The organism is Bifidobacterium sp. B4142 (assembly GCF_026537325.1).
Taxonomy (GTDB): Bacteria; Actinomycetota; Actinomycetes; order Actinomycetales; family Bifidobacteriaceae; genus Bombiscardovia.
Genome location: NZ_JAFNMJ010000002.1, coordinates 348,301 through 368,672, shown reverse-complemented (window position 1 = coordinate 368,672; position 20,372 = coordinate 348,301). Strand labels below are relative to the sequence as shown.

18 protein-coding genes are annotated in these 20,372 nt (G+C 61.1%); 5 read left to right on the top strand and 13 right to left on the bottom strand.

Annotation, left to right across the window (positions count from 1 at the left end; translation table 11 throughout):
• Window positions 1–62: 62 nt before the first annotated feature.
• The 10 genes from clpX to J3U06_RS05950 form a co-directional block, all read right to left on the bottom strand.
• Entirely contained in the window at window positions 63–1,376 is a 1,314-nt protein-coding gene (gene clpX, locus J3U06_RS05995; protein WP_267400090.1) for an ATP-dependent Clp protease ATP-binding subunit ClpX, read from the bottom strand.
• Between the two features lie 144 nt (window positions 1,377–1,520).
• Entirely contained in the window at window positions 1,521–2,189 is a 669-nt protein-coding gene (locus J3U06_RS05990; protein WP_121914578.1) for an ATP-dependent Clp protease proteolytic subunit, read from the bottom strand.
• 9 nt (window positions 2,190–2,198) lie between these two features.
• The gene (locus tag J3U06_RS05985; RefSeq protein ID WP_029676324.1) at window positions 2,199–2,786 is read right to left on the bottom strand and encodes an ATP-dependent Clp protease proteolytic subunit; all 588 of its coding nucleotides are present in this window, start codon (window positions 2,784–2,786) and stop codon (window positions 2,199–2,201) included.
• Window positions 2,787–2,965: 179 nt separating this feature from the next.
• A complete protein-coding gene (tig, locus tag J3U06_RS05980; RefSeq protein ID WP_254477100.1) occupies window positions 2,966–4,342 on the bottom strand; it encodes a trigger factor in 1,377 nt (458 codons plus the stop codon).
• Window positions 4,343–4,391: 49 nt separating this feature from the next.
• Window positions 4,392–5,678 (bottom strand): HRDC domain-containing protein, encoded by a 1,287-nt coding sequence (locus J3U06_RS05975; RefSeq protein WP_254477099.1) that lies wholly within the window; start codon window positions 5,676–5,678, stop codon window positions 4,392–4,394.
• Between the two features lie 328 nt (window positions 5,679–6,006).
• On the bottom strand, window positions 6,007–6,888 hold the full coding sequence (gene pflA / locus J3U06_RS05970) for a pyruvate formate-lyase-activating protein (protein ID WP_121914576.1): 882 nt from the start codon (window positions 6,886–6,888) through the stop codon (window positions 6,007–6,009).
• 98 nt (window positions 6,889–6,986) lie between these two features.
• Window positions 6,987–9,362, bottom strand: coding sequence for a formate C-acetyltransferase (gene pflB, locus J3U06_RS05965; protein ID WP_254477098.1), 2,376 nt, complete (start codon window positions 9,360–9,362; stop codon window positions 6,987–6,989).
• Window positions 9,363–9,604: 242 nt separating this feature from the next.
• Window positions 9,605–9,841, bottom strand: a complete 237-nt coding sequence (locus tag J3U06_RS05960) for a hypothetical protein (protein WP_254477097.1) — start codon at window positions 9,839–9,841, stop codon at window positions 9,605–9,607.
• 5 nt (window positions 9,842–9,846) lie between these two features.
• Window positions 9,847–11,520, bottom strand: coding sequence for an NAD+ synthase (locus J3U06_RS05955; protein WP_267444627.1), 1,674 nt, complete (start codon window positions 11,518–11,520; stop codon window positions 9,847–9,849).
• 89 nt (window positions 11,521–11,609) lie between these two features.
• On the bottom strand, window positions 11,610–13,304 hold the full coding sequence (locus J3U06_RS05950; protein WP_254477095.1) for an MFS transporter: 1,695 nt from the start codon (window positions 13,302–13,304) through the stop codon (window positions 11,610–11,612).
• Window positions 13,305–13,510: 206 nt separating this feature from the next.
• On the opposite strand from J3U06_RS05950, the gene J3U06_RS05945 reads away from it, so the two are divergent.
• From J3U06_RS05945 to J3U06_RS05925, 5 genes are read left to right on the top strand one after another with little or no spacing between them, the layout of a single operon-like run.
• On the top strand, window positions 13,511–14,218 hold the full coding sequence (locus tag J3U06_RS05945; protein ID WP_254477094.1) for a TetR/AcrR family transcriptional regulator: 708 nt from the start codon (window positions 13,511–13,513) through the stop codon (window positions 14,216–14,218).
• Complete coding sequence (locus J3U06_RS05940) at window positions 14,209–14,580, top strand: YccF domain-containing protein (protein ID WP_254477093.1); 372 nt, start codon at window positions 14,209–14,211, stop codon at window positions 14,578–14,580. Before J3U06_RS05945 ends, J3U06_RS05940 begins: the two co-directional genes overlap by 10 nt.
• A gap of 12 nt (window positions 14,581–14,592) precedes the next feature.
• Window positions 14,593–15,132, top strand: coding sequence for a peptidylprolyl isomerase (locus J3U06_RS05935; protein ID WP_254477092.1), 540 nt, complete (start codon window positions 14,593–14,595; stop codon window positions 15,130–15,132).
• Window positions 15,133–15,144: 12 nt separating this feature from the next.
• A complete protein-coding gene (locus J3U06_RS05930) occupies window positions 15,145–15,609 on the top strand; it encodes a very short patch repair endonuclease (protein WP_254477091.1) in 465 nt (154 codons plus the stop codon).
• Complete coding sequence (locus J3U06_RS05925; RefSeq protein WP_254477090.1) at window positions 15,602–16,648, top strand: Gfo/Idh/MocA family protein; 1,047 nt, start codon at window positions 15,602–15,604, stop codon at window positions 16,646–16,648. Before J3U06_RS05930 ends, J3U06_RS05925 begins: the two co-directional genes overlap by 8 nt.
• 79 nt (window positions 16,649–16,727) lie before the next feature.
• Here J3U06_RS05925 and J3U06_RS05920 read toward each other — a convergent pair whose 3' ends face one another.
• Genes J3U06_RS05920 through J3U06_RS05910 form a run of 3 tightly spaced genes read right to left on the bottom strand, consistent with a single transcriptional unit; the run spans window position 16,728 to window position 20,364 of the window.
• Window positions 16,728–17,735, bottom strand: coding sequence for an ABC transporter permease (locus tag J3U06_RS05920; protein WP_267431164.1), 1,008 nt, complete (start codon window positions 17,733–17,735; stop codon window positions 16,728–16,730).
• Window positions 17,732–18,811: an ABC transporter permease gene (locus J3U06_RS05915; protein ID WP_254477088.1), complete on the bottom strand. Its 1,080-nt coding sequence runs from the start codon at window positions 18,809–18,811 to the stop codon at window positions 17,732–17,734. The genes J3U06_RS05920 and J3U06_RS05915 overlap by 4 nt, the downstream gene beginning before the upstream one ends.
• On the bottom strand, window positions 18,808–20,364 hold the full coding sequence (locus tag J3U06_RS05910; protein ID WP_254477087.1) for a sugar ABC transporter ATP-binding protein: 1,557 nt from the start codon (window positions 20,362–20,364) through the stop codon (window positions 18,808–18,810). The genes J3U06_RS05915 and J3U06_RS05910 overlap by 4 nt, the downstream gene beginning before the upstream one ends.
• Window positions 20,365–20,372 lie beyond the last annotated feature (8 nt).

The following is a 20,372-nucleotide window of genomic DNA, read 5'->3' as shown; positions in this document are numbered from 1 at the left end:
CCTTCCGGCATCAATGATCATCCTATCGGGCGCGGCCAACAGCGGCGCTCATCGTGGCGGGGTCAGGCCAAACGGCGACCAGCGGCTGCGGCCATTCCCTGCCCGGTCTCATACCGGGGCGATCCCGTTCCGTCCACGGCGTCGGCATCCACCACGACACGGGAGACATCCGTCCTGTCGGGCAGCTCAAACATGGTCGCCTCAAGGGTGTGCTCGATGATTCCGCGCAGCCCGCGGGCGCCCACCTTACGCTCCAGTGCGATGGCAGCAACACGGTCCAGAGCGGCATCAGTGAAGACCAGATCGGCCCCGTCATCCAGGAACATGCGCCGGTACTGGTTAACCAGGGCATTGTCCGGTTCGGTCAGCACCCGCCGCAGCTCATCGGCACCCAGCGGCTCCAGAGTGGATATGACCGGCAGACGCCCCACGAACTCAGGAAGCAGGCCAAACTGTTCCAGATCCTCGGCCCTGACCTGGCTCATGACCCGGTCGTCGGGCACTTTGTCATTCCCTTGAGTAGCCGAGAATCCGCTCTCCCGCAGGCCCAGCCGCCGACGGACGATCTCCTCAAGACCGACAAAGGCGCCACCGCAGATGAAGAGGATGTTGGCTGTGTCCATGACGACCGTGCGGACATCCCCATGCCGCCGGGAACCCTGGACCGGCACTCGGGCCTGGGTGCCCTCGATGATCTTGAGCAGAGCCTGCTGGACCCCCTCGCCGGACACGTCCCGGGTAATGGAGGTGTTCTCGCCAGACTTCCTGGCGATCTTATCGATCTCGTCGATGTAGATGATCCCCCGCTGGGCCAGGTCCATGTTGCCGTCGGCAGCCTGGAGCAGCCCCTGCAGGACGGACTCCACATCCTCGCCCACATACCCCGCCTCGGTCAGGCTGGTGGCATCCATAATGACGAAGGGGACGTTCATGATGGTGGACAGGGTTCTCGCCAGGTAGGTCTTGCCCACGCCGGTGGGCCCCATGAGCAGGATGTTGGACTTGTCCACCTGGACGCGTGGGACCGCATCCTTGCCTTCCAATGCGATGTCAGCAGCACGGCCACGGTCGCCCAGGTCCATATTGACGCGCTTGTAGTGGTTATAGACCGCCACCGACAGGGTGCGCTTGGCGGCCTCCTGGCCTATGACATACCTGTTCAGATAGGCGAATATCTTCGAGGGTGCAGGCAGGGTCACCCGCTGGTCGGCAGCATCCTTGGCCATATCCTCCTGGATGATCTGGGCGCAGAGACGTATGCATTCGTCGCAGATGGCGCAGGAAGGCCCCTTGACCAGGCGGCGCACCTGATGCTCGTCCTTGCCGCAGAACTCGCAGCGATTCAGTCCGTCATTGTAGCTGACCACACGGCCCATGGCTCTCCCTTCCCGGAGCATCCGCAAGGATCGGCGAAATCATATATGACCGGCATCGTCCATGATGCCAAAAACGTCCGGAGGCCGTGGGTCCCAGGGGCCCGCCGCCATCCGGACGATCAATCATGCGTGCAGTCACCAGAGCTAATTGCGGTGCTCCAGGACCTCGTCCACCATCCCGTATTCCTTGGCCTGCTGGGCGGTCAGAATGGTGTCCACCTCGATGTCCTTGCGGATCTTCTCCACATCCTGGCCGGTGTGCTTGGCCAGGGTCTCCTCCAGCCAGGTGCGCATGCGAAGCATCTCCTTGGCCTGGATCTCGATCTCGGTGGCCTTGCCGAAGTCCTGCTCCATGGCCGGCTGGTGAATCAGCACACGGGCGTTGGGCAGGATCAGACGCTTGCCCTTGGTCCCGGCGGCCAGAAGAACGGCAGCAGCCGAGGCGGCCTGGCCCAGGCAGACGGTCTGCACATCGGGCTTGATGTACTGCATGGTGTCATAGATGGCGGTCATGGCCGTCATGGATCCCCCCGGCGAGTTGATGTAGATGATCACGTCGCGGTTGGGATCCTGGCTCTCCAGAACCAGGAGCTGGGCCATGATGTCGTCCGAGGAGGTGTCATCCACCTGGACGCCCATGAAGATGATCCTGTCGTCGAAGAGCCTGGTGTAGGGGTCCTGACGCTTGTAGCCGTATGGGGTGCGCTCCTCGAACTGCGGCAGCACATAGCGATCGGTGGGCATGGCGGCCAGGCCACGAGGGCCGGCCAGTCGACGGGCCCGTGCTACGAATTGCGCTTCTTCAGATGCCATGTGGAGTGCTCACTTCCCTTGATCCGCGGTCATAGTGCCGTGGGTGGTCACGATCCGGTCGACGAAGCCGTACTCCAGGGCCTGCTGGGCCGTGAACCAGTGATCGTATTCGTTGTCCCGGTAGATCTCTTCCAGGGTGTGGCCGGTCTGCTCGGCCGTCAGCTGGGAGAGCGTGCGCTTCATGTCCATGATCAGCTCGGCGTTGATCCTGACATCAGTGGCCGTGCCTCCGACGCCGCCCGAGGGCTGATGCATAAGCACCCGCGCATGAGAGGTGACGAAGCGCTTGCCCTTGGCCCCGCTGGAAAGCAGGAACTGGCCCATGGAGGCCGCCATGCCAACCGCAACCGTGGCCACGTCAGGCTCGATCAGCTGCATGGTGTCGTAGATGGCCATGCCGGCCGTAATGGAGCCGCCAGGCGAGTTGATATAGAGCCAGATATCCTTCTTTGGATCCTCGGCCGCCAGCATCAGCATCTGTGCGCAGATGACGTTGGCGTTGGCGTCCTTGACCTCGTCCCCCAGCCAGATGATCCTGTCCTTGAGCAGTCGGTTGAAGATGGGATCGGTCGGCGCAGGGGCCTCCCCCTCCTCCATCACGGGACTGGTTGCCAATGAGTTGTTCACCCTGTCTCCTTCGATAAACGTATCTGTATTGAGAGTAGCCCCCGCAATCGACGCAGCCACAGCCTTTCCGCTCTTTGCGCAACCGCTACGACAGGGCCGCACCCAGGCTGTTTCGCCACTGGGTGCGGCCCTGTTCGCTACTTTGTAAGCTACTCCTGATCCTGGGAGAGCTGGTCAGCCACTTCAGCTGCGGCGGAGGCAGCCTGGACGCTCTCGTCCTGCTCCTCATGGGCCTCGGGCTCATCCTCGCCCAGGAAGCGGCTCAGGTCCACCTCTTGGCCATCGGGATCCTTGAAGGTGACGGCCCGCATGCCGGCCAGCATGCCCTTGGAGCGGCCGACCTCCTGCACAGCAGAACCCAGCTGTCCGTTGCGGACGATGCCGTTGATGAAGGCGCTGGGATCCATACCATACTGCTGGGCTATGGAGGCCAGGAAGTTGGTCACGTCGGCCTGGCTGACCGTGATACCCAGCTTCTCAGCCAGAGCGTCCAGGGTCATCTGGTCGCGCAACTCCTTCTCCACACTCTTCTCGGCCTCGGCCTTCTCGTCCTTGCTGGCCTTGTCGGGATCCTTACCGGTGTTCTTGAGCTGATCAGTTACCATGGACTGCTTGATGCCCTTGGGCACCGGGATGTCCAGGCCGTCCTGGAGCTTGGCAATGAAAGCGTCGCGGGCGTCAGTGGCCTGCCGACCCTCGGCATCCACCTGGCACTGCTTGCGCACGTCCTCGCGCAGCTCCTTCAGGGTCTCGAACTCCGAGGCCTCCTTGGCGAACTCGTCGTCCAGGTCGGGCAGCTCCTCAGCCTTGACCGAGTTGACCTTGACCTTGATCTGGGCCTTCTCGCCTTGGTGCTCACCGGCCTCCAGAGTGCCCTCGAAGGTGGTCTCTTCCCCGGCGGACAGCCCGTCCAGGGCCTCATCTAGGCCATCCAGCATGGTGTTGGAGCCCAACTCGTAGCTGACCCCCTGCTGGGAGTCCACGGACTCGCCGTCGATGACGGCATCCAGGTCGATGTTGGCGTAATCGCCCTTGGAAGCGGGACGATCCACACTGACCAGGGTGCCGAAACGCTGACGCAGATTGTCCAGGCGCTTGTCCACGTCCTCGTCGGTGACGGCGGGCTTGGGAACCTCGATCTCCATGCCCTCGATGTCGGGCAGCTCGAACTTGGGACGAATCTCCACCTCGGCGGTGAACTTGAGCTTGGTGTCGTCCTTGGCGGAGGAGGGGATGTCCTTGACGTCGATCTGCGGTTGCGCCATGGCGTGCAGCTGCTTCTCCTCCAGGGCATTGGAGTAGAGCTCGGGCACGCCGGCGTTGACGGCCTCGCCCGCCACGCTGGCAAAGCCCACGCGCTGATCGATGATGGGTCCGGGTACATGCCCCTTGCGGAAGCCTGGGATGGTCACCTGCTTGCCGATCTCCTTACGGGCCTGATCCAGGTAGGGGTTCAGCTCATCGGGATCGACGGTGATGGTGAGCCTGACCTTGGTGGGCTCGAGGTTTCTGACGCTGATTTTCACGCTGCGCTCCAATTCATCCAAACCGTTTGATCTGCCAGTAAGGCAACCGTTACATAATAGCGCGAGTCAGGGACTCTGACAGGAGCGAAACCTGCCAGGGACGGGCACCCTCCTGACGCAGGAAGTCGGCTACATCACGCTTCTCCGGTTGATCGGTCCAGCAGAGGTTGCGCAGGTAGCGGGGTTTGATCAGAATATCGTCGGGGGTGTTGGTCTGGCGTCCCACTGCAGTCACCGCCTTGCGCGCCGCCTCCAGCCTGGTAAACCGATCCGGGTGGCGGTGCCGCCAGACTTGCATGGACTTGGGAGCGTTGGTCTCCTCCACCCGTGGCTTGGGAGGCACCGGCAGTTCCTCGGTGGGCAGATGCAAGGCATCCAGAATGGCCTGCTTCCAGACCGAGGGCCTGACCCGGCGCTGGATGGGTGCATAGCGCTCGAACATGCGGTCCTGCTCGCCGCCGGTATGGATTCTGACCCGCTCGTTCAAGGATCGTATGGCTCGGAACTGGGCGTTGTTGCGTGGCTTGAGCCTGCCTGCCTCGATGATGGCCTTGTCAGGCAGGAGGAGTGTCGGTGCTATGTCGTTACGTCTGGCCAGCTGGTCTCGGGTGGTCCACAGGGAACGGGCCACAGCCAGTCCTCGGCGGTCATTGTGCAGGGAGTTGATATGCGAGATATGCCGCCAGGGCTGCTCAGGCTCCGGCTTGGGGATTTTGCCCTGCTCCAGCAGCCAGGCGAATTCCTGCCTGGCCCACTCGTCCTTGCCGTGACGACGCAGGTCCTCCAGCTCTCGCGTTCGCACCTGATCCAGCAGCTCCACATCCAAGGCGGCGTAATTACGCCAATCACGGGGCAGAGGGCGGTAGGACCAGTCAGCGGCAGAGTGCTCCTTGGCCAGCGTCAGTCCCAGATAGTGCGCAGTCACTGCAGACAGGCCGTAATGACCCAGGTTGAGCATCCTGGCCGCCAGCTCGGTGTCGAAGAGCGATGAGGGCCTCATGCACAATGCATAGAAACCAGGCAGATCCTGAGGGGAGTCATGAATGATCCACTGGGCCCCATCGACAGCCTTATTGAATTCCGACCAGTCGCAGCCCGCCTGCATCAAAGCTGGTGGGTCCAGCAGGAATATCCCCGCCCCCTGGCGCTTGAACTGGACCAGGTAGTCGTCGTGGCCATAGCGGAAGCCCGAGGCCCGTTCAGCATCCGCGGCCAGTGCACCGCTCCCCTGAGACAGCAACCGACAGGCCCGGTGGTATCCGTCCATATCGTCGATGAGCGACGGTACACCCTGGGCGGGCTCTGAAAGCAGCTGCGTCTTAGGTTCCGTAGTCACCTGCGCTCAACCTCTTTTGTAGTTTGTCTTCCATCACGCCACCGGGCCGATCGGCCCGGAAAACACACGCCTGAAAGCGTAGTCCATGGCCTCAACCCACCGATAATCATTTACTGAGCAGACCTGGTCGACAATTTATCGATTTACAGGGTCGGCCATTCCCCAAACCGGCTATTCATCGCGCCAGCCATTCATCGTGCCGGACATTCAGTGAGTCTGACATTCGCTGATTGGCCGGCGGGCCTTCACCCAGGCAAACAAAACTCCCCACGACATCTGCCATGGGGAGTCACAAGCAATTATTCTGGTTCTTACTGGGTCCCGAGGCTCAGTAGACCACGAAGCCGTGGGCCTCCAGCTGCTTCTTGGCCCGATCCTTCAGAGCCGCAGAGGGACCTTTGGCATCCTCGAGCGGGTAGGGAATGCGCAACTCGTGCCACTTGGGCCGTCCAAGCTGATGGAAGGGAAGCACATCAATGTGCTCAATCGCATCCTTGAACTGTTCACATACCCGCGCAACATTCTCGACGTTCTCCTCTGAGTCGGTCAGCCCCGGCACCAAAACGAAGCGAACCCAGATCTTGCTGCCACGAGCAGCCAAGCGCTTGCCGAATTCGATCGTAGGGGCCAGCGTGCCGCCGGTCACTTTCTTGTAGGTGGCCTCATCGCCGGATTTGACATCCAGCAGGCACAGGTCGATGTCGTCAATCATGGCATCGGTGTAGTTGCGGTTGAGAAAGCCCGAGGTGTCCAGGCAGGTGTGGACGCCCATTTCCTTGGCGGCTCTGAAGACCCTTGAAACGAAAGCGGCCTGCATCATGGATTCGCCGCCACTGAAGGTGATTCCTCCGCCCGTGCTCTTGAAAAGATCCTGGTAGCGGGCCACCTTATCGATCATGGCCTGCAGGTATACGGGCTGGCCATCCCGCATCTTCCAAGTGTCCGGATTCTGGCAGTACTGGCAACGCAGGGGGCATCCGCTCATGAAGACGGTCATCCTTGTGCCCGGCCCGTCCACTGAGGTGTTGATGTCCCAGGAGTGAACAAAACCAATGTCACCCGTGCGCAGGGCATTCATTCGGTCGTGGCGATCCAGCCCTATGGGCGATTCGAACCCCGAAAGGCCGCCCATCAGGGTCTGGCTCTGGTAGACCTTGGATTCCTTCAGCATGTGCGGCTGTGTGGTACGGAAGGTGGTGGTCTCCGTCATCGGATCCTCCTGAAAAAGACGAAAAGGGGGCGGGGCCTTGGTGCGCCCCGCCCCATGATTCACCGTCTCATCAACGGTTGACTATCGCACAAGTGCGATCAGTCGGTCACCGCGCCCTGGTGGAAGGTGCGGGAGATCACGTCGAGCTGCTGCTCGCGGGTCAGCTTGACGAAGTTGACGGCATAGCCCGAGACGCGCACAGTCAGGTGCGGGTACTTCTCGGGGTGCTCGACGGCATCCTCCAGCTGCTCCTTGCGCAGGACGTTGATGTTGGCGTGGTAGAGCCCGTGGCCGTTGCCGGCGTCCAGGATGCCCACCAGGTTGTTGATGCGCTCATCCTCGTCGCGGCCCAGGCCGTCAGGGGTGATCGTGTTGGTCAGCGAGATGCCGTCCAGGGCGTCGTCGTAGTCGATCTTGCCAACGGAGAACATGGAGGGCAGCATGCCGTGCGAATCCATGCCGTTCTCGGGGTTGGCGCCGGGAGCATACGGGGTGCCCTTCTTGTGGCCGGAGGGGAAGGACCCGGTGTTCTTGCCATACTCCACGTTGGAGGTGATGGTCAGGATGGACTGGGTCGGCACAGCGCCACGGTAGACGGGCAGGCGCTTGATCTGGCCCATAACGGTGGACACAGTCCACTTGGCCAGGTCGTCGGCGCGATCATCATCGTTGCCGTAGATCGGGAACTCGCCAACAGTCTTGTAGTTGACGATCAGGTCGTCGTCAGCGCCCTCGACATACTCAGGAGTGCCCTTGGCATCCTTGTTGTAGATCGGGTAGACCTTGGCGTACTTGATAGCCGACAGGGAGTCAGCAGCGATGGACAGGCCGGACATGCCGCAACCCAGGGTGCGGTAGACCTCCTTGTCGTGCAGGGCCATCTCAATGGACTCGTAGTCGTACTTATCGTGCATGTAGTGGATGATGTTCAGGGCCTCGACGTAGGTCTCGCTCAGCCACTCCAGGGCCTTCTCGTAGTTGTCCTTGACCTCCTGGAAGTCCAGAGATCCGTCTTCCTTGGGGGTGACAGGCTTGATTACGTCCTTGTCGATGACCTGCATGCCGGTCATCTCGTCACGGCCGCCGTTCATGGCATAGAGCAGAGCCTTGGCGGAGTTGACACGAGCGCCGAAGAACTGCATCTGCTTGCCGACCCTCATAGGAGACACGCAGCAGGCGATGGCAGCGTCATCGCCCCAGTGGGCACGAATGTCCTTGTCGGACTCGTACTGGATGGCGGAGGTGTCGATGGAGATACGGGCGCAGAAGCGCTTGTAGCCCTCGGGCAGCTTCGGATCCCAGAAGATGGTGATGTTGGGCTCAGGGCCGGGTCCAAGGTGCTCCAGGGTCAGGGTGGCCAGCAGACGGAAGGAGGTCTTGGTGACCATGGGCCTGCCGTCGTCGCCGAAGCCAGCGTCGGACCAGGTGGCCCAGTAGGGGTCGCCGGAGAAGATGTTGTCGTAGTCCTTGGTCCGCAGGAAGCGCACGATGCGCAGCTTCATCACGATGTTGTCGATGATCTCCTGGGCATCGGTCTCGTCGATCAGACCAGCAGCCAGATCACGCTCAAAGTAGACGTCGAAGAAGGCGGACAGACGGCCGATGGACATGGCGGCGCCGTCCTGGCTCTTGACCGAGGCCAGGTAGGCCATGTAGGTCCACTGGACAGCTTCCTTGGCGTTCATGGCAGGACGGCTCAGATCCAGGCCGTACTCCTTGCCCAGGGTCAGCAGCTGCTTCAGAGCCTTGATCTGCTCTGCGTGCTCCTCGCGGAAGCGGATCCAGTGCTCGATCTCTTCCTCGGTGAAGTCGTTGCGGTAAGGAATCGAATCCTTGTCGGCCTTCTTGCGGGCAATCAGCTCGTCAATGCCGTAGAGGGCCACACGACGGTAGTCGCCAATGATACGGCCGCGGCCGTAAGCATCGGGCAGACCGGTCAGAATCTTGTTGTGGCGGGCCAGCTTGATCCTCTTGGTGTAGACGTCGAAGACGCCATCGTTGTGGGTCTTGCGATACCGGGTGAAGATCTTCTTGACCTCGGGGTCGGGCTCCTTGCCGGCCTCCTTGAGGGCCTGCTCAACCATGCGCCAGCCGCCGTAGGGCATCATCGCACGCTTGCAGGGAACGTCGGTCTGCATGCCGACAATCACGTCGTCTTGAGTCTCGCCGGCAGGCTTGCCGTCGATGTATCCGGCCGGGAAGGCGTCAATGCCCGCCGGAGTGTGGGTGTCCACGTCGTAGACGCGCTGCTTGCGCTCCACGGCAAGGAAGTTATCGTCCAGGTAATTCCACAGGAACTTGGTCTTCTCCGTGGCCGGTGCCAGGAAGGATTCGTCACCGGTGTACGGCGTGTAGTTCTTTTGAATGAAGTCGCGAACGTCGATGTCTTTCTTCCAGTCCTCGCCCTTGAAGCCCTTCCAAGCCTTGGCTTGCAGCTCTACGGGAGAGACGGTGTTGGTCTCAACTGCTGTCATAGTCAACTCCTTGTTGATATGGTCAATGGCGCTTCCTCACACCACTGTCACTTTCAAGTATAGGGGGCGCAATACCAGGGGAAACCGAATCGCGACGTGAGCTATATCACACTGAGGGCGGACTCGCAATGGCCGCCACGCCCACATCTAGCAAACTCGCCCGGCACACGGCTTGAGTCCCCATCCGTTCAGATTGCACAGCCAACTGGTCGCCAAGGCAGGCTGCCGATCCAGCAGGAGCTTCATCTGTCAGCTGATGACTGTCCCTGCTCAGGTTCTCCCTCCCAGGCCTGCCGCCAACGACGGTCCTCCTCATCCCATTCCTTGTTCCGGCGCTTGGCGATCTTCCAGGCATCGAGAGCCTCCTGCCTGCTGCTGTAAGGGCCCATCCGCCTGTCCTGGGGAGACAGCTTGCCCTGCTCGGGTATGCCGGTGACGGTGTTGAAGTACCAGGCCGTCCTCTCCTGTTCGGAACCCATGGCGATCACTCCCTGAAGGCGTTGGTGACGGGTAGCCGACGATCACGACCGAAGGCCAGGGAGGTGACCTTGGGTCCCAGCGGATACTGGCGCCGCTTCCACTCGGCTCGATCCACCAGCCGCATGACCGTGTCGACCGTGTCAGGATCGAAACCATCGGCCAGAAGATCAGCCCGACCGTGGGCATGCTCGATGTATGCCTCAAGGACCTTATCGAGCAGGCTGTAGTCAGGCAGGGAATCAGAGTCCTTCTGCCCTTGTCGCAGCTCGGCCGAAGGCGGCTTGACGATGGAATTGACCGGGATGGGCTCACGTTCGCCCCTTGCCTGAGCCTGGGCGTTACGCCAGCAGGCCAGCTGCCAGACCCGGGTCTTGAGCAGATCCTTGATGGGCGCATAGCCGCCGACTGCATCGCCATAGATAGTTGAGTAACCGCAGGCCAGCTCGGATTTGTTGCCCGTGGCTAGGGCCAGAAGCCCCTCGGCATTGGCGTAAGCCATGACGATGACGCCGCGTATCCGGGCCTGGAGGTTCTCTTCAGCAACACCTTCCAGGTGCAACTGCCCTTGGAAGGCATCGAATTCCGGGCCTATAGCTTGAACCACGTAACGCACACCCAGACGCTGGGCCAGGTCGGCGGCATCATCCCGAGAGCCTTCCGAGGAGTAACGGCTAGGCATGGAGATGCCGCGCACATGCTCCCCTCCACAGGCATCGGCGGCTATGGTGGCCACCAGGGCCGAGTCGATCCCGCCCGACAGACCCAGGCAGACACCCGTGAAGTGATTCTTGGCCATATAATCTTTTAGACCCAGCACACAGGCCCGATAGACCTCCTCGTCCCCAGGCATCTCTTCGGCCATGCAGGACTTGCTGGGCAGGGGGCGCTCCCCTGATGCAGGCAGGGTCCAGATGGACAGATCCTGAACGAATCTGGGCGAGCGCTCCAGCAGGGTGCCATCCTGATCCACCACGAAACTGCCGCCGTCAAAGACCAGATCGTCCTGCCCGCCTACCTGGTTCAGGTAGAGCAAAGGCGCGCCGACCTGTTTGGCCCGGCGAGTCGCCAGCTCGTAGCGGACATGCCCCTTGCCCTCCTCGAAGGGTGAGCCATTGATGGTCACCAAGAGGTCGATGTCCCGTCCAGCCAAGTCGCTGATGGGATCGCCCTCCTGCCAGATGTCCTCGCAGATGGCCAACCCTATCCGGTGCCCTTGCACCTCCAGGACCACGGTCCTATCCCCCGGGGTGAAAATCCTGTACTCGTCAAAGACCCCGTAGTTGGGCAGGAAGTGCTTGTCGTAGCCGGCCTCGACCCGACCCTGGTGCAGGACCACCAGCCGGTTGCGGGGCCGGTCCTGATCCGTATCGGTGCCCACGGTCCCCACAATCACATACAGATTGCCCAGACCCTGCTCCTCCAGCTGCCTGGCCAGACGATCGGCCCGAGACCAGGCGGCCCGACGGAAGCTGGCGCGGAATGCCAGGTCCTCGATCGGGTAACCGGTCAGGCTCATCTCGGGAAAGACCACCAGGGTCGCCCCCTGCCCAGCCGCCTTTCGGGAGTAGTCCATAATAATGTCAGCGTTGCCGTCAAGATCGCCCACACAGGTGTCGATCTGAGCCAGAGCCACCAGCAGATCGCCATCCCGCCGCGGCTGTTCCTCTTGTATGCCCATATCCATGATTCTAAACCGTGCCAAGGCCGGCCGACGGGCAGACAACCCCATGCGGTGCCGAACCCGAAGAAGGCGGGGTCACGAATGCCTCAGATCTTATCGGCGCCAGCCTTGCGGGCGGCACGACGCACCAGCACCGAGGCGACCAGTCCCAGAAGAAGCAGCAGGACCGCGAAGCCCATGGCCCACTGGGCGCCTTGGGTGAATCCCTCGGTCAAGGCATTGGTCACCTGGGGGCCCAAAGCTCCCAGTCGGCCCCGGGTACCCTGAGCCCGCATGCCGACAATGGCGTTTCCGGCAGAAGACTGAACCGATCTGACCAGACCATCAGCCATTTGCGCCGAGATACCCTTGAGGGCCGTCAGATGCCTCGGCAGCACCAGGCTCAGAGCCAGGGAGAGGGCGGAACCAGAGACTGCGGCACCCAAGGCGGTCCCCCACTGACGGATGGTGGACTGTGTGGCCGAAGCCTGGCCGGATTGTGCCACCGGAACACCGGACAGCACCAGGCTGGTCAGCTGTGCCGAGGCAAAGCCCAGGCCGGCACCGTAAATAATCAGGGTCAGGGTCATGGGCCAGACAGGTACCGACCCACGCATGAGCAGAATGGAAAGGGCCACGCCGACGATCTCCATCAGCAGGCCCGTCTGCACCGTGCCGCCGGCTCCCAGACGGGCCGAGACCACCCGGGCCAGACCGCCCGAAACAACCGACCCCAGAGCCATGACACCCAGGATGGATCCGGCTCCCAATGGACTCAGGCCTCTGGCGTTGATCAGATAGAGGGGCAGGATGAACATGACCGCGAACTGACCGGCGTTGACGATGGCGGCCGAGAGGTTGCCCCAGCCGAAGGTGCCGATGGCGAACATGGATACATCCAGGATGACCATCTTGCCCCTGCGCGCCCTGGCCAGCTCGGTCAGTGCAAAGGCGGCCAGCAGGGACAGCCCCAGGAGCAGACTGACTGGAACCGGCGACAAGGGCGCCGATGCAGACCAGTGCAGTGGGCCCAGCTCAAGTGCGGCGCGGGGACGCCACCAGCCGTAGGTCTGCCCCTCGATCAGCGCAAAGACCACTAGGGCCGACCCCAGGGCCGAAAGGAGTATACCCTTCCAGTCGGCAAGCATCCCCCACCGGTCGCCGACCTGCCTGGGTGCTGACTTGGTCTCGGGCACAAAGACTGCGCTGGCCAGGAAGACGATCAGTCCCAGGGGCAGATTGACCAGGAAGATCCACCGCCATCCGATGGTGCTGGTGAAGACCCCGCCCAGGAAGGGGCCGACCGCCGCTGCGGATGACATGACGGCCCCCCAGATGCCGAATGCAGTGGCCCGGTGCCGACCCCGGAAGGTGGCGGACACGGTAGAGAGGGTGGAAGGCATAACCAGGGAGCCGCCGATTCCTTGAACAAACCTGGCCAAAAGCAGCAGTGTGCCGGAGGAGGCCGATGCGGCAAAGACGGAACCCAGTACAAAGATGACCGTGCCCACCTGCAGGATCCGCTTGCGTCCGATCATGTCTCCCAGCCGACCGGAAGGCAGGAGCAGGGCCGCCAGGACGATGCTGTAGAGGGCGGTCACCCACTGGGCTTGAGCCAGGTTGATATGGATGGCAGCGATGATGGAAGGTATGGAGACGTTGACGATGGACGAATCCAGCACGATCATGGCCAGACCCAGAGCCAACACCCATAGGGCGCGCCAGGGCGGTGCCGCCTCCTGAGACTCCTGACGGTTCTTCTGGCTACCCTTCTTCAAGTCCATACTGGCCGATCCGGTCATCAGATCTCCCCTCACCCTGGTCTGCGATTTTTTGCGACTATACGTCGCGAAAACCTGTCTGGCAAGTTCTCTCAGCGCGGACAAGCCGCACGCTGAACCGGTCCTGGCAACTTGGCTCTACTGCAAATAGGCCATATCATATGCCCCATGACCGGCCCAGCCCGATTCACGATCGCTGCGCCCAGCAGGCCGGACCGAGGAGGACCATGCCCAGGATTCGCGAATCCACACTCCAGGAACACCGCGCCAAAACCCTGGACCAGATCATCGCCGCCGCCGAAGCCATCCTGCGCACCGGCGGACGAAGCCAACTGACCATGGCCGAGGTGGCCCGACGTGCCAATCTGGCACGGAACTCCCTCTACCGCTACGCAAGGGATGCCGACCAGCTCTGCGACATGGTCATGGAACGGCACCTGCCTGACTGGGGCCAGGCCCTGGACCTGGCCCTGGGTCAGACGGACGACCCACGCCGGACGGTCGAGGTCTGGACCCGCACCAATCTTGAACAGGCCGGGCTGCACGGACACGGCTGGCTGATGAACCTCTACGCCGAGCAGCACGACGAGCAGTTACGCCAGGCCCTGATCTACGGGAGCCCCTCGAATCCCCAAGAGCCTGATCCTAAGAGCGATCGGTCCACAGACCGGCAGATCCAAGCCCTGCTGGACTTCCACCGGCAGGTCAACCAGCCGCTGATCCAGGCGTGGACAGCCCTGCGCCCAACAGACCCGGCCATGGGCGTGGAGGTGACGCGAGGGATCGTTCAATCCGGCATGCGACTGATTGATGCCCTGGACCAGGAGCTTGCGCCCGAGCAGCGGGAGAAACGACTGACTTGCATCATCGAGAAAGTGACCGCCTGTGCCAAGGCCGTCACCGCCACCCTGACGGAAGGACCGACATGCGCCTGATCGGCAACATCTGCTGGCTAGTGCTGGGAGGACTGGCCATCGCACTGGCCTGGACCATGGTGGGCATCGTGCTCTGCCTGACCGTAGTGGGCATTCCCCTGGGCATCCAGGCCTTCAAGATGGCCAGACTGACCCTGACCCCCTTTGGCCGACAGGTCATCTACGGCGGCGGACTGGGATCCTGGCTGGCCAACCTGCTCTGGATCATCCTGGGAGGCTGGTGGCTGGCTTTGGCCTATCTGGCGGCCGGGCTGGTCACCATGCTGACCGTGGTGGGCATACCCTTCGGCCTGCAGGCCTTCAAGATGGCCCGCCTGGCCCTGATGCCCTTCGGATCCTCGGTGCGCGTCGCCGTCTTATGAAAGCATTGGGACATGAGCACAGTCATTATGCATACCTCAGAGGGCGATATTCGCCTGGACCTCTTTGACGATCAGGCCCCTGAAACCGTAACCAACTTCCTCGATTTGGCCGCCGGCCGCAGGGACTGGACCGACCCCGAGACGGGCCAGAAGCGTCAGGATCCTTTCTACGACGGTCTGACCTTCCACCGGATCATCAAGGAATTCATGATCCAGGGCGGCTGCCCGCTGGGCACCGGCACAGGCGGCCCCGGCTACGAGTTCGATGACGAGATCGACCCCTCTCTGACCTTTGACGAACCCTACAAGCTGGCCATGGCCAATGCAGGGCTGCGCCGGGATCCTGCCACCGGGAAGACCCACGGCACCAACGGATCACAGTTCTTCATCACCACCGTGCCAACCCCCTGGCTGAACGGGCACCACACCATCTTCGGCCAGGTGGCCGATGATGATTCCCGGAAGGTGGTCGACAAGCTGGACGCCGTGGCCACCGACTCGGGCGACCGTCCCCTTGAGCCGGTCTTCATCAACAGCGTCGAAATCCTCTGAGCCGGGCCGGGGATGGTTTCAAGAAAAACACCCAGCAGATTCCAGCCCGGCACACGCAGCTACACCATGTCCCGCATCAGGGGCACGGAAACATCAATAGAGCGCCAGGTCCGGTCCTACCTATTCTCACGAGGTCTGCGGTTTCGCAAAAACGACAAGAGGTATCCGGGCCATCCTGATGTGGTACTGCCCAAGTGGCGGGCCATGGTATTCGTCAATGGCTGTTTCTGGCACATGCATCAGGGCTGTGCCAAATTCTCGCTTCCCAAATCCAATGTGGAATATTGGACCACAAAGCTAACAAGGAACCGTTTGCGGGATCAGGAGCAGGGCAAAAAACTGAAAGCCATGGGCTGGCGGGTCTTCACCGTTTGGGAGTGCCAGCTGGATGCCCGCCATGCCCAGGAAACCCTGCAGAAATTGTATGAGGCCATCACAGCAGATGACCATCCAAACGAAGGAGTCAAGGATGAGTAGATTGAACGGCAAACGACAAGAGGCTGAGCAGAGGGGTATGCGGGTCAATTTCGCCATTCTCGGCGCCGGACGGATAGCCAATGCCCTGGCCAAGACGGTGGTCATGATGGCTCAGGACTCGCAGTATAGCCATCTGATCGCCCCCTACGCCGTGGCCTCCAGGGACGGGGATCGCGCAGCCGCCTTCGCCAAAAAATATGGATTCGAACATTCCTATGGGTCCTACCAGGAACTCCTGGATGATCCCCAAGTGGATCTGGTCTACATCGCCACGCCTCACAGCCTCCACGCCGAACAGGCCATCGCCTGCATGAAGGCGGGAAAGAACGTACTGGTCGAGAAGTCCTTCGCCGCCAACGCCGATCAGGCCAGGCAAGTCATTGATACATCCGAGAGCACCGGCCTGCTCTGCACCGAAGCCATCTGGACCAGGTACATGCCCTCACGTTCCATCATCGACGACATCGTCTCCTCAGGGGAAATCGGCACCGTCAGGACCGTCACCGCCAACCTGGGATATGTGACCGTAGGCAAGGCCAGAATGACCGACCCGGCTCTGGCCGGCGGCGCCCTGCTCGACGTAGGTGTCTATCCTCTCAACTTCATTGACATGGTCATGGGACCCAAGCCTATTGAGCGGGTCTGCACGGATTGGGTCCGCAGCCCTGAGGGGGTCGACAGCCAGAACTCCACGACCATTTTCTACCAGGATGGATCCATGGGCGCGGCGACCAGCTCCATGGTCTCGGCCAGTGACCGGACCGGCAGCATCTGGGGAGACCAGGGTTACCTGCAGTGCTCCAACATCAACAATGTGGAGTCCATCGACCTGTACGACGCGGATCATCAATTGAAGAAGCACTACCCCATCCCCGACCAGCTGACCGGTTATGAGTATGAGGTGTCCAGCGCGGCACAGGCCATCCTGGATGGCAAGACCGAGTGCGCCCAGATGCCCCACAAGGACACCCTGCGCATCATGGAGCTCATGGACTCTCTGCGCCGCCAGTGGGGATTGGTCTTCCCCTTCGAATCATGAACCAGCAACGCAAATGGGGGCTGATGCCGCAATCGCCACGGCATCAGCCCCCATTCAGATCATCCAGGAAAACTCTGCTTCATTCCTTTCTGACGAAGGTCACCAGACGCTGGAGGATGACGAAGGCCAGGATCATCAGACCAACCACGATGGTGACGGCCTCGGCAGGAACACCGAAGTCCGAGGTCAGAGGATCGATGATCGAGCGGACCAGCGCACCTATGACGGAGCCCAGCACGTAGCCGTAACCGCCAGTGATCAGGGTACCGCCGATGACGACTGCAGCCACAGCGTCCAGCTCCCAGCCGACGCCCATGGTGTTCTTGGCTGAACCGATGCCAGCCACATAGACGATGGAGGCGATGGAGGCCAGGACGGCCGAGGTCAGGTAAATGACATACTGTGTCCGCTTGACCGGAAGGCCCATCAGCTCAGCCGAGGACCGGGAACCACCGATGGCGTAGATGGTGCGGCCCGTCCTGGTCTTGTGGAGGATGACGTAGCTGACCGCCACGACAACCAGAGCGACTATCACACCGAAGTTCAGCGAAAGGTCGTTGGAAATCTTCGGGTTGTCGATGATCTTCAGTCCCTCGCCGCCGATCCAGCTGAAGTTGTTGTTCTGCGGCATATTGAGCGAATCGGTCGAGATGATGGAGGCTATGCCCCTGGCCAGGAACATGGTGGACAGTGTGGCGATGAAGGGCTGCATGTTGAACTCTTCAATGAGCACACCGGCCAAAAGTCCAAAGACCGCACCGATGGCGATCATGATGACAATGACCAGTGACGCCGGCACACCGGCAATCATGAGCTTGACACCGACCACGCCGGTGATGGCCACTATGGCCCCCACGCTCAGATCGATGCCACCGGTGAGGATGGGGAAGGTCATGGCTACTGCCAGGATCACCAGGTAGGCGTGGTCCATGAACAGGGAGGACATGAATCCTAGCCGGATATAGGTGCCGAAGAGCACCTGGCCCATGATCAGCATGAGCAGGAAGATGACCACGGCAGCAACTGTCGGAATGGCCCTAGGGCTCAGCCGGAAACCTGTTTGTCTGCTTGCACTCTTCTTCATCATGCCACCACCTCTGCAGACTGCCTCATGGCACGCCTGCGTTTGAACTCAGCGACCGCATTGTGCACCTTGGGCGCCTGCATGACGCAGATGATGATGACCACCACAGCGAAGAATGCTGGCGTGGCGGCTGAATCAATGCCCAGGGTGATGATGGTCTTGCGGATCATCGCAATAATCACGGCGCCGAAAGCGCTTCCCAGCAGCGAGAACTTGCCGCCCAGCAGGGAGGTGCCTCCAATGACCACAGCCAGAATGGCGTACATCTCTAGGTCCTGACCGGTCTTGACCACGTCGACCCTCATCACTGATGCAGTGGCGAAGAGCCCTGCCACAGCGGCCAGCAGGCCGGAGATGGCGTAGACCAGGAAGAGGATCCGCCGAGGCTTGATGCCGGTCATTCGGCTGGCCTCCTGGTTGATGCCCACCGACTCGATCATCATGCCGGCCGCCGTCTTCCTCATCAGGAGACCGACCAGGCAGACGATGATCACTGCTATGACGAAATTGGCCGGGATTCCAAGAATGAAACCGTTGGCCATCCAGCGCAATGGTCCGCTGCCGGCCACGCCTGAAGCGTCGGCATTCTGTCCATTGGTGATGACCTTGGCCAGTCCCCTGCCTGCCAGCATCATGATCAGCGTGGTGATGAAGGGCTGGAGTCCCAGGATGGAGACCAGGGCGCCGTTGATGCAGCCCAGAACCAGACCCACGGCCAGGGAGATCAGAATGGCCATCCAGACGTTCACCCCGTTGATCAGCATCTGCATGGCTGCAGCTCCGGCCACGGCCATGACCGAGCCGACCGAGAGGTCGATGCCCGAGGTCGAGATGACCAGGGTCATGCCGGTGGCGATCATCAGGTATCGTGCAGACTCCTGGATCATGGTGATCAGGGGTCCTGCCAGGCCACCTGTACGCGGATTGTATGACAGGCTGAGGAAGGAGTGATCAACCAGCGTACAGACCAGAATCAGCGCGAGGAAGGCGACCACGCTCCAAATCAGCTGATTGCCGAATATACGGCGCAGGAAGGATGGATCTTCATCCTCCGATTGCTGCTTGGCGGGCTTGCTCATCTTTCCTCCTTTCCTTGAGATTGTCCAGAGACCGAGGTGTTGGCTATGTCTTCCACGATGGTCTGCTGGGAAACCGTATCGTCGTTGTCCATCAGGTCGATCTTGTGACGGTCCTTGAGGACGGTTATCTGATCGGACAGGCGGACGACCTCATCGAGTTCGGAGGAGATGAAGACCACGCTCATGCCCTGGGCGGCCAGATCCAGCACCGTCTGCTGAATCTCAGCCTTGGCGCCAATGTCGATTCCCCTGGTCGGTTCATCCAGGATCAGCAGCTCCGGATCCGTAGCCAGCCACCTGGCCAGTAGGACCTTCTGCTGGTTTCCGCCTGACAGGTTCTTGATCAACCTGTCGGGATCGGCCGGGCGAACGTTGAGCTCCTTGATGTATTTGTCGACTATCCGATCGGCTTCCTTCCTGGGAATAGGCCTGAACATGCCCCGGGTGGCCTGGAGGGCCAGGATGATGTTCTCCCTGACGGTCAGATCGCCGATGATGCCCTCATCCCTTCTGTTCTCCGTGGAGTAGGCGATTCGGTTCTTCAGGGCAGTGGCCGGGCTGTCGATTGAGATCTTCTTCCCATCAAAGGTGTAGGTGCCCTTGTCGGGCTTGTCTGCGCCGAAGAGCAGACGGCCGATTTCGGTTCTGCCGGAACCCAGCAGGCCGGCCAGTCCCATGATCTTGCCCTTGAAGAGATCCATGTCGAAGGGGTAGATGCTGCCCTTTCTGCCGAAGCCGCGGACGCTTGCCAGGGGCCGGTCCGTTGCAGCCTGAGGTGTTTCCTTCCTCGACTTTGTACCAATCAGCGAGAGCTCGTCGGCGTTCTTGCCGATCATCTTGGTAATAAGGACATCGCGCGGCATGTCCTTGACCATGGTCTCCTCGACGAATTTGCCGTTGCGCAGAATGGTCATTCTGTCGGCGATCTCGTAGACCTGGTCCAGGAAGTGGGAAACGAAAAGTATGGCGATACCCCTGTCCCTGACCTTGCGCATGATCTGGAACAGATCCTGAACCTCATTGGCATCCAGCGAAGATGTCGGCTCATCCAGGATCAGGACCTTGGCATCGATGACCATGGCCCTGGCGATGGCCACCAGTTGCTGCATGGCTATGGATATCTCATTGAGCGGAGTGTGGGGATCCAGATCCGTCAGTCCCATCTGGGCCAGATAGGTTTTGGCTGCCTCATGGGTCTTGCGCCAGTTAATGCCCAGGTGCCCCCTCACCTCGTGCCCGAGCATAACGTTTTCGCCCACGCTCAGGTTGGTGCACAGGTTGACTTCCTGGTAGACCGTGGCGATGCCGGCGTTCTGCGCATCGGCTGTGCCGTTGAAAATCCTGTTCTGGCCGTTGACGGTGATGGTTCCCGCGTTGATTTTGTATACCCCGGTGAGCGCCTTGATCATGGTCGATTTGCCTGCGCCGTTCTCCCCCATGAGGGCATGGACCTCACCGGGGAACAGACGCAAATCGACATTGTCGAGCGCCTTGACACCAGGGAATTCAATGCTGATTCCCTTCATGGAGACCAAGGGTTCTTCTTTTGTCATTGTCTTGC

Coding starts and splice junctions, on each gene's coding strand:
- clpX (WP_267400090.1), bottom strand. CDS start 1,376: ATGGGCCGTGTGGTCAGCTACAATGACGGACTGAATCGCTGCGAGTTC.
- J3U06_RS05990 (WP_121914578.1), bottom strand. CDS start 2,189: ATGGCATCTGAAGAAGCGCAATTCGTAGCACGGGCCCGTCGACTGGCC.
- J3U06_RS05985 (WP_029676324.1), bottom strand. CDS start 2,786: ATGGAGGAGGGGGAGGCCCCTGCGCCGACCGATCCCATCTTCAACCGA.
- pflA (WP_121914576.1), bottom strand. CDS start 6,888: ATGACGGAGACCACCACCTTCCGTACCACACAGCCGCACATGCTGAAG.
- pflB (WP_254477098.1), bottom strand. CDS start 9,362: ATGACAGCAGTTGAGACCAACACCGTCTCTCCCGTAGAGCTGCAAGCC.
- J3U06_RS05960 (WP_254477097.1), bottom strand. CDS start 9,841: ATGGGTTCCGAACAGGAGAGGACGGCCTGGTACTTCAACACCGTCACC.
- J3U06_RS05955 (WP_267444627.1), bottom strand. CDS start 11,520: ATGGGCATACAAGAGGAACAGCCGCGGCGGGATGGCGATCTGCTGGTG.
- J3U06_RS05950 (WP_254477095.1), bottom strand. CDS start 13,304: ATGACCGGATCGGCCAGTATGGACTTGAAGAAGGGTAGCCAGAAGAAC.
- J3U06_RS05945 (WP_254477094.1), top strand. CDS start 13,511: ATGCCCAGGATTCGCGAATCCACACTCCAGGAACACCGCGCCAAAACC.
- J3U06_RS05940 (WP_254477093.1), top strand. CDS start 14,209: ATGCGCCTGATCGGCAACATCTGCTGGCTAGTGCTGGGAGGACTGGCC.
- J3U06_RS05935 (WP_254477092.1), top strand. CDS start 14,593: ATGAGCACAGTCATTATGCATACCTCAGAGGGCGATATTCGCCTGGAC.
- J3U06_RS05930 (WP_254477091.1), top strand. CDS start 15,145: ATGGTTTCAAGAAAAACACCCAGCAGATTCCAGCCCGGCACACGCAGC.
- J3U06_RS05925 (WP_254477090.1), top strand. CDS start 15,602: ATGAGTAGATTGAACGGCAAACGACAAGAGGCTGAGCAGAGGGGTATG.
- J3U06_RS05920 (WP_267431164.1), bottom strand. CDS start 17,735: ATGATGAAGAAGAGTGCAAGCAGACAAACAGGTTTCCGGCTGAGCCCT.
- J3U06_RS05915 (WP_254477088.1), bottom strand. CDS start 18,811: ATGAGCAAGCCCGCCAAGCAGCAATCGGAGGATGAAGATCCATCCTTC.
- J3U06_RS05910 (WP_254477087.1), bottom strand. CDS start 20,364: ATGACAAAAGAAGAACCCTTGGTCTCCATGAAGGGAATCAGCATTGAA.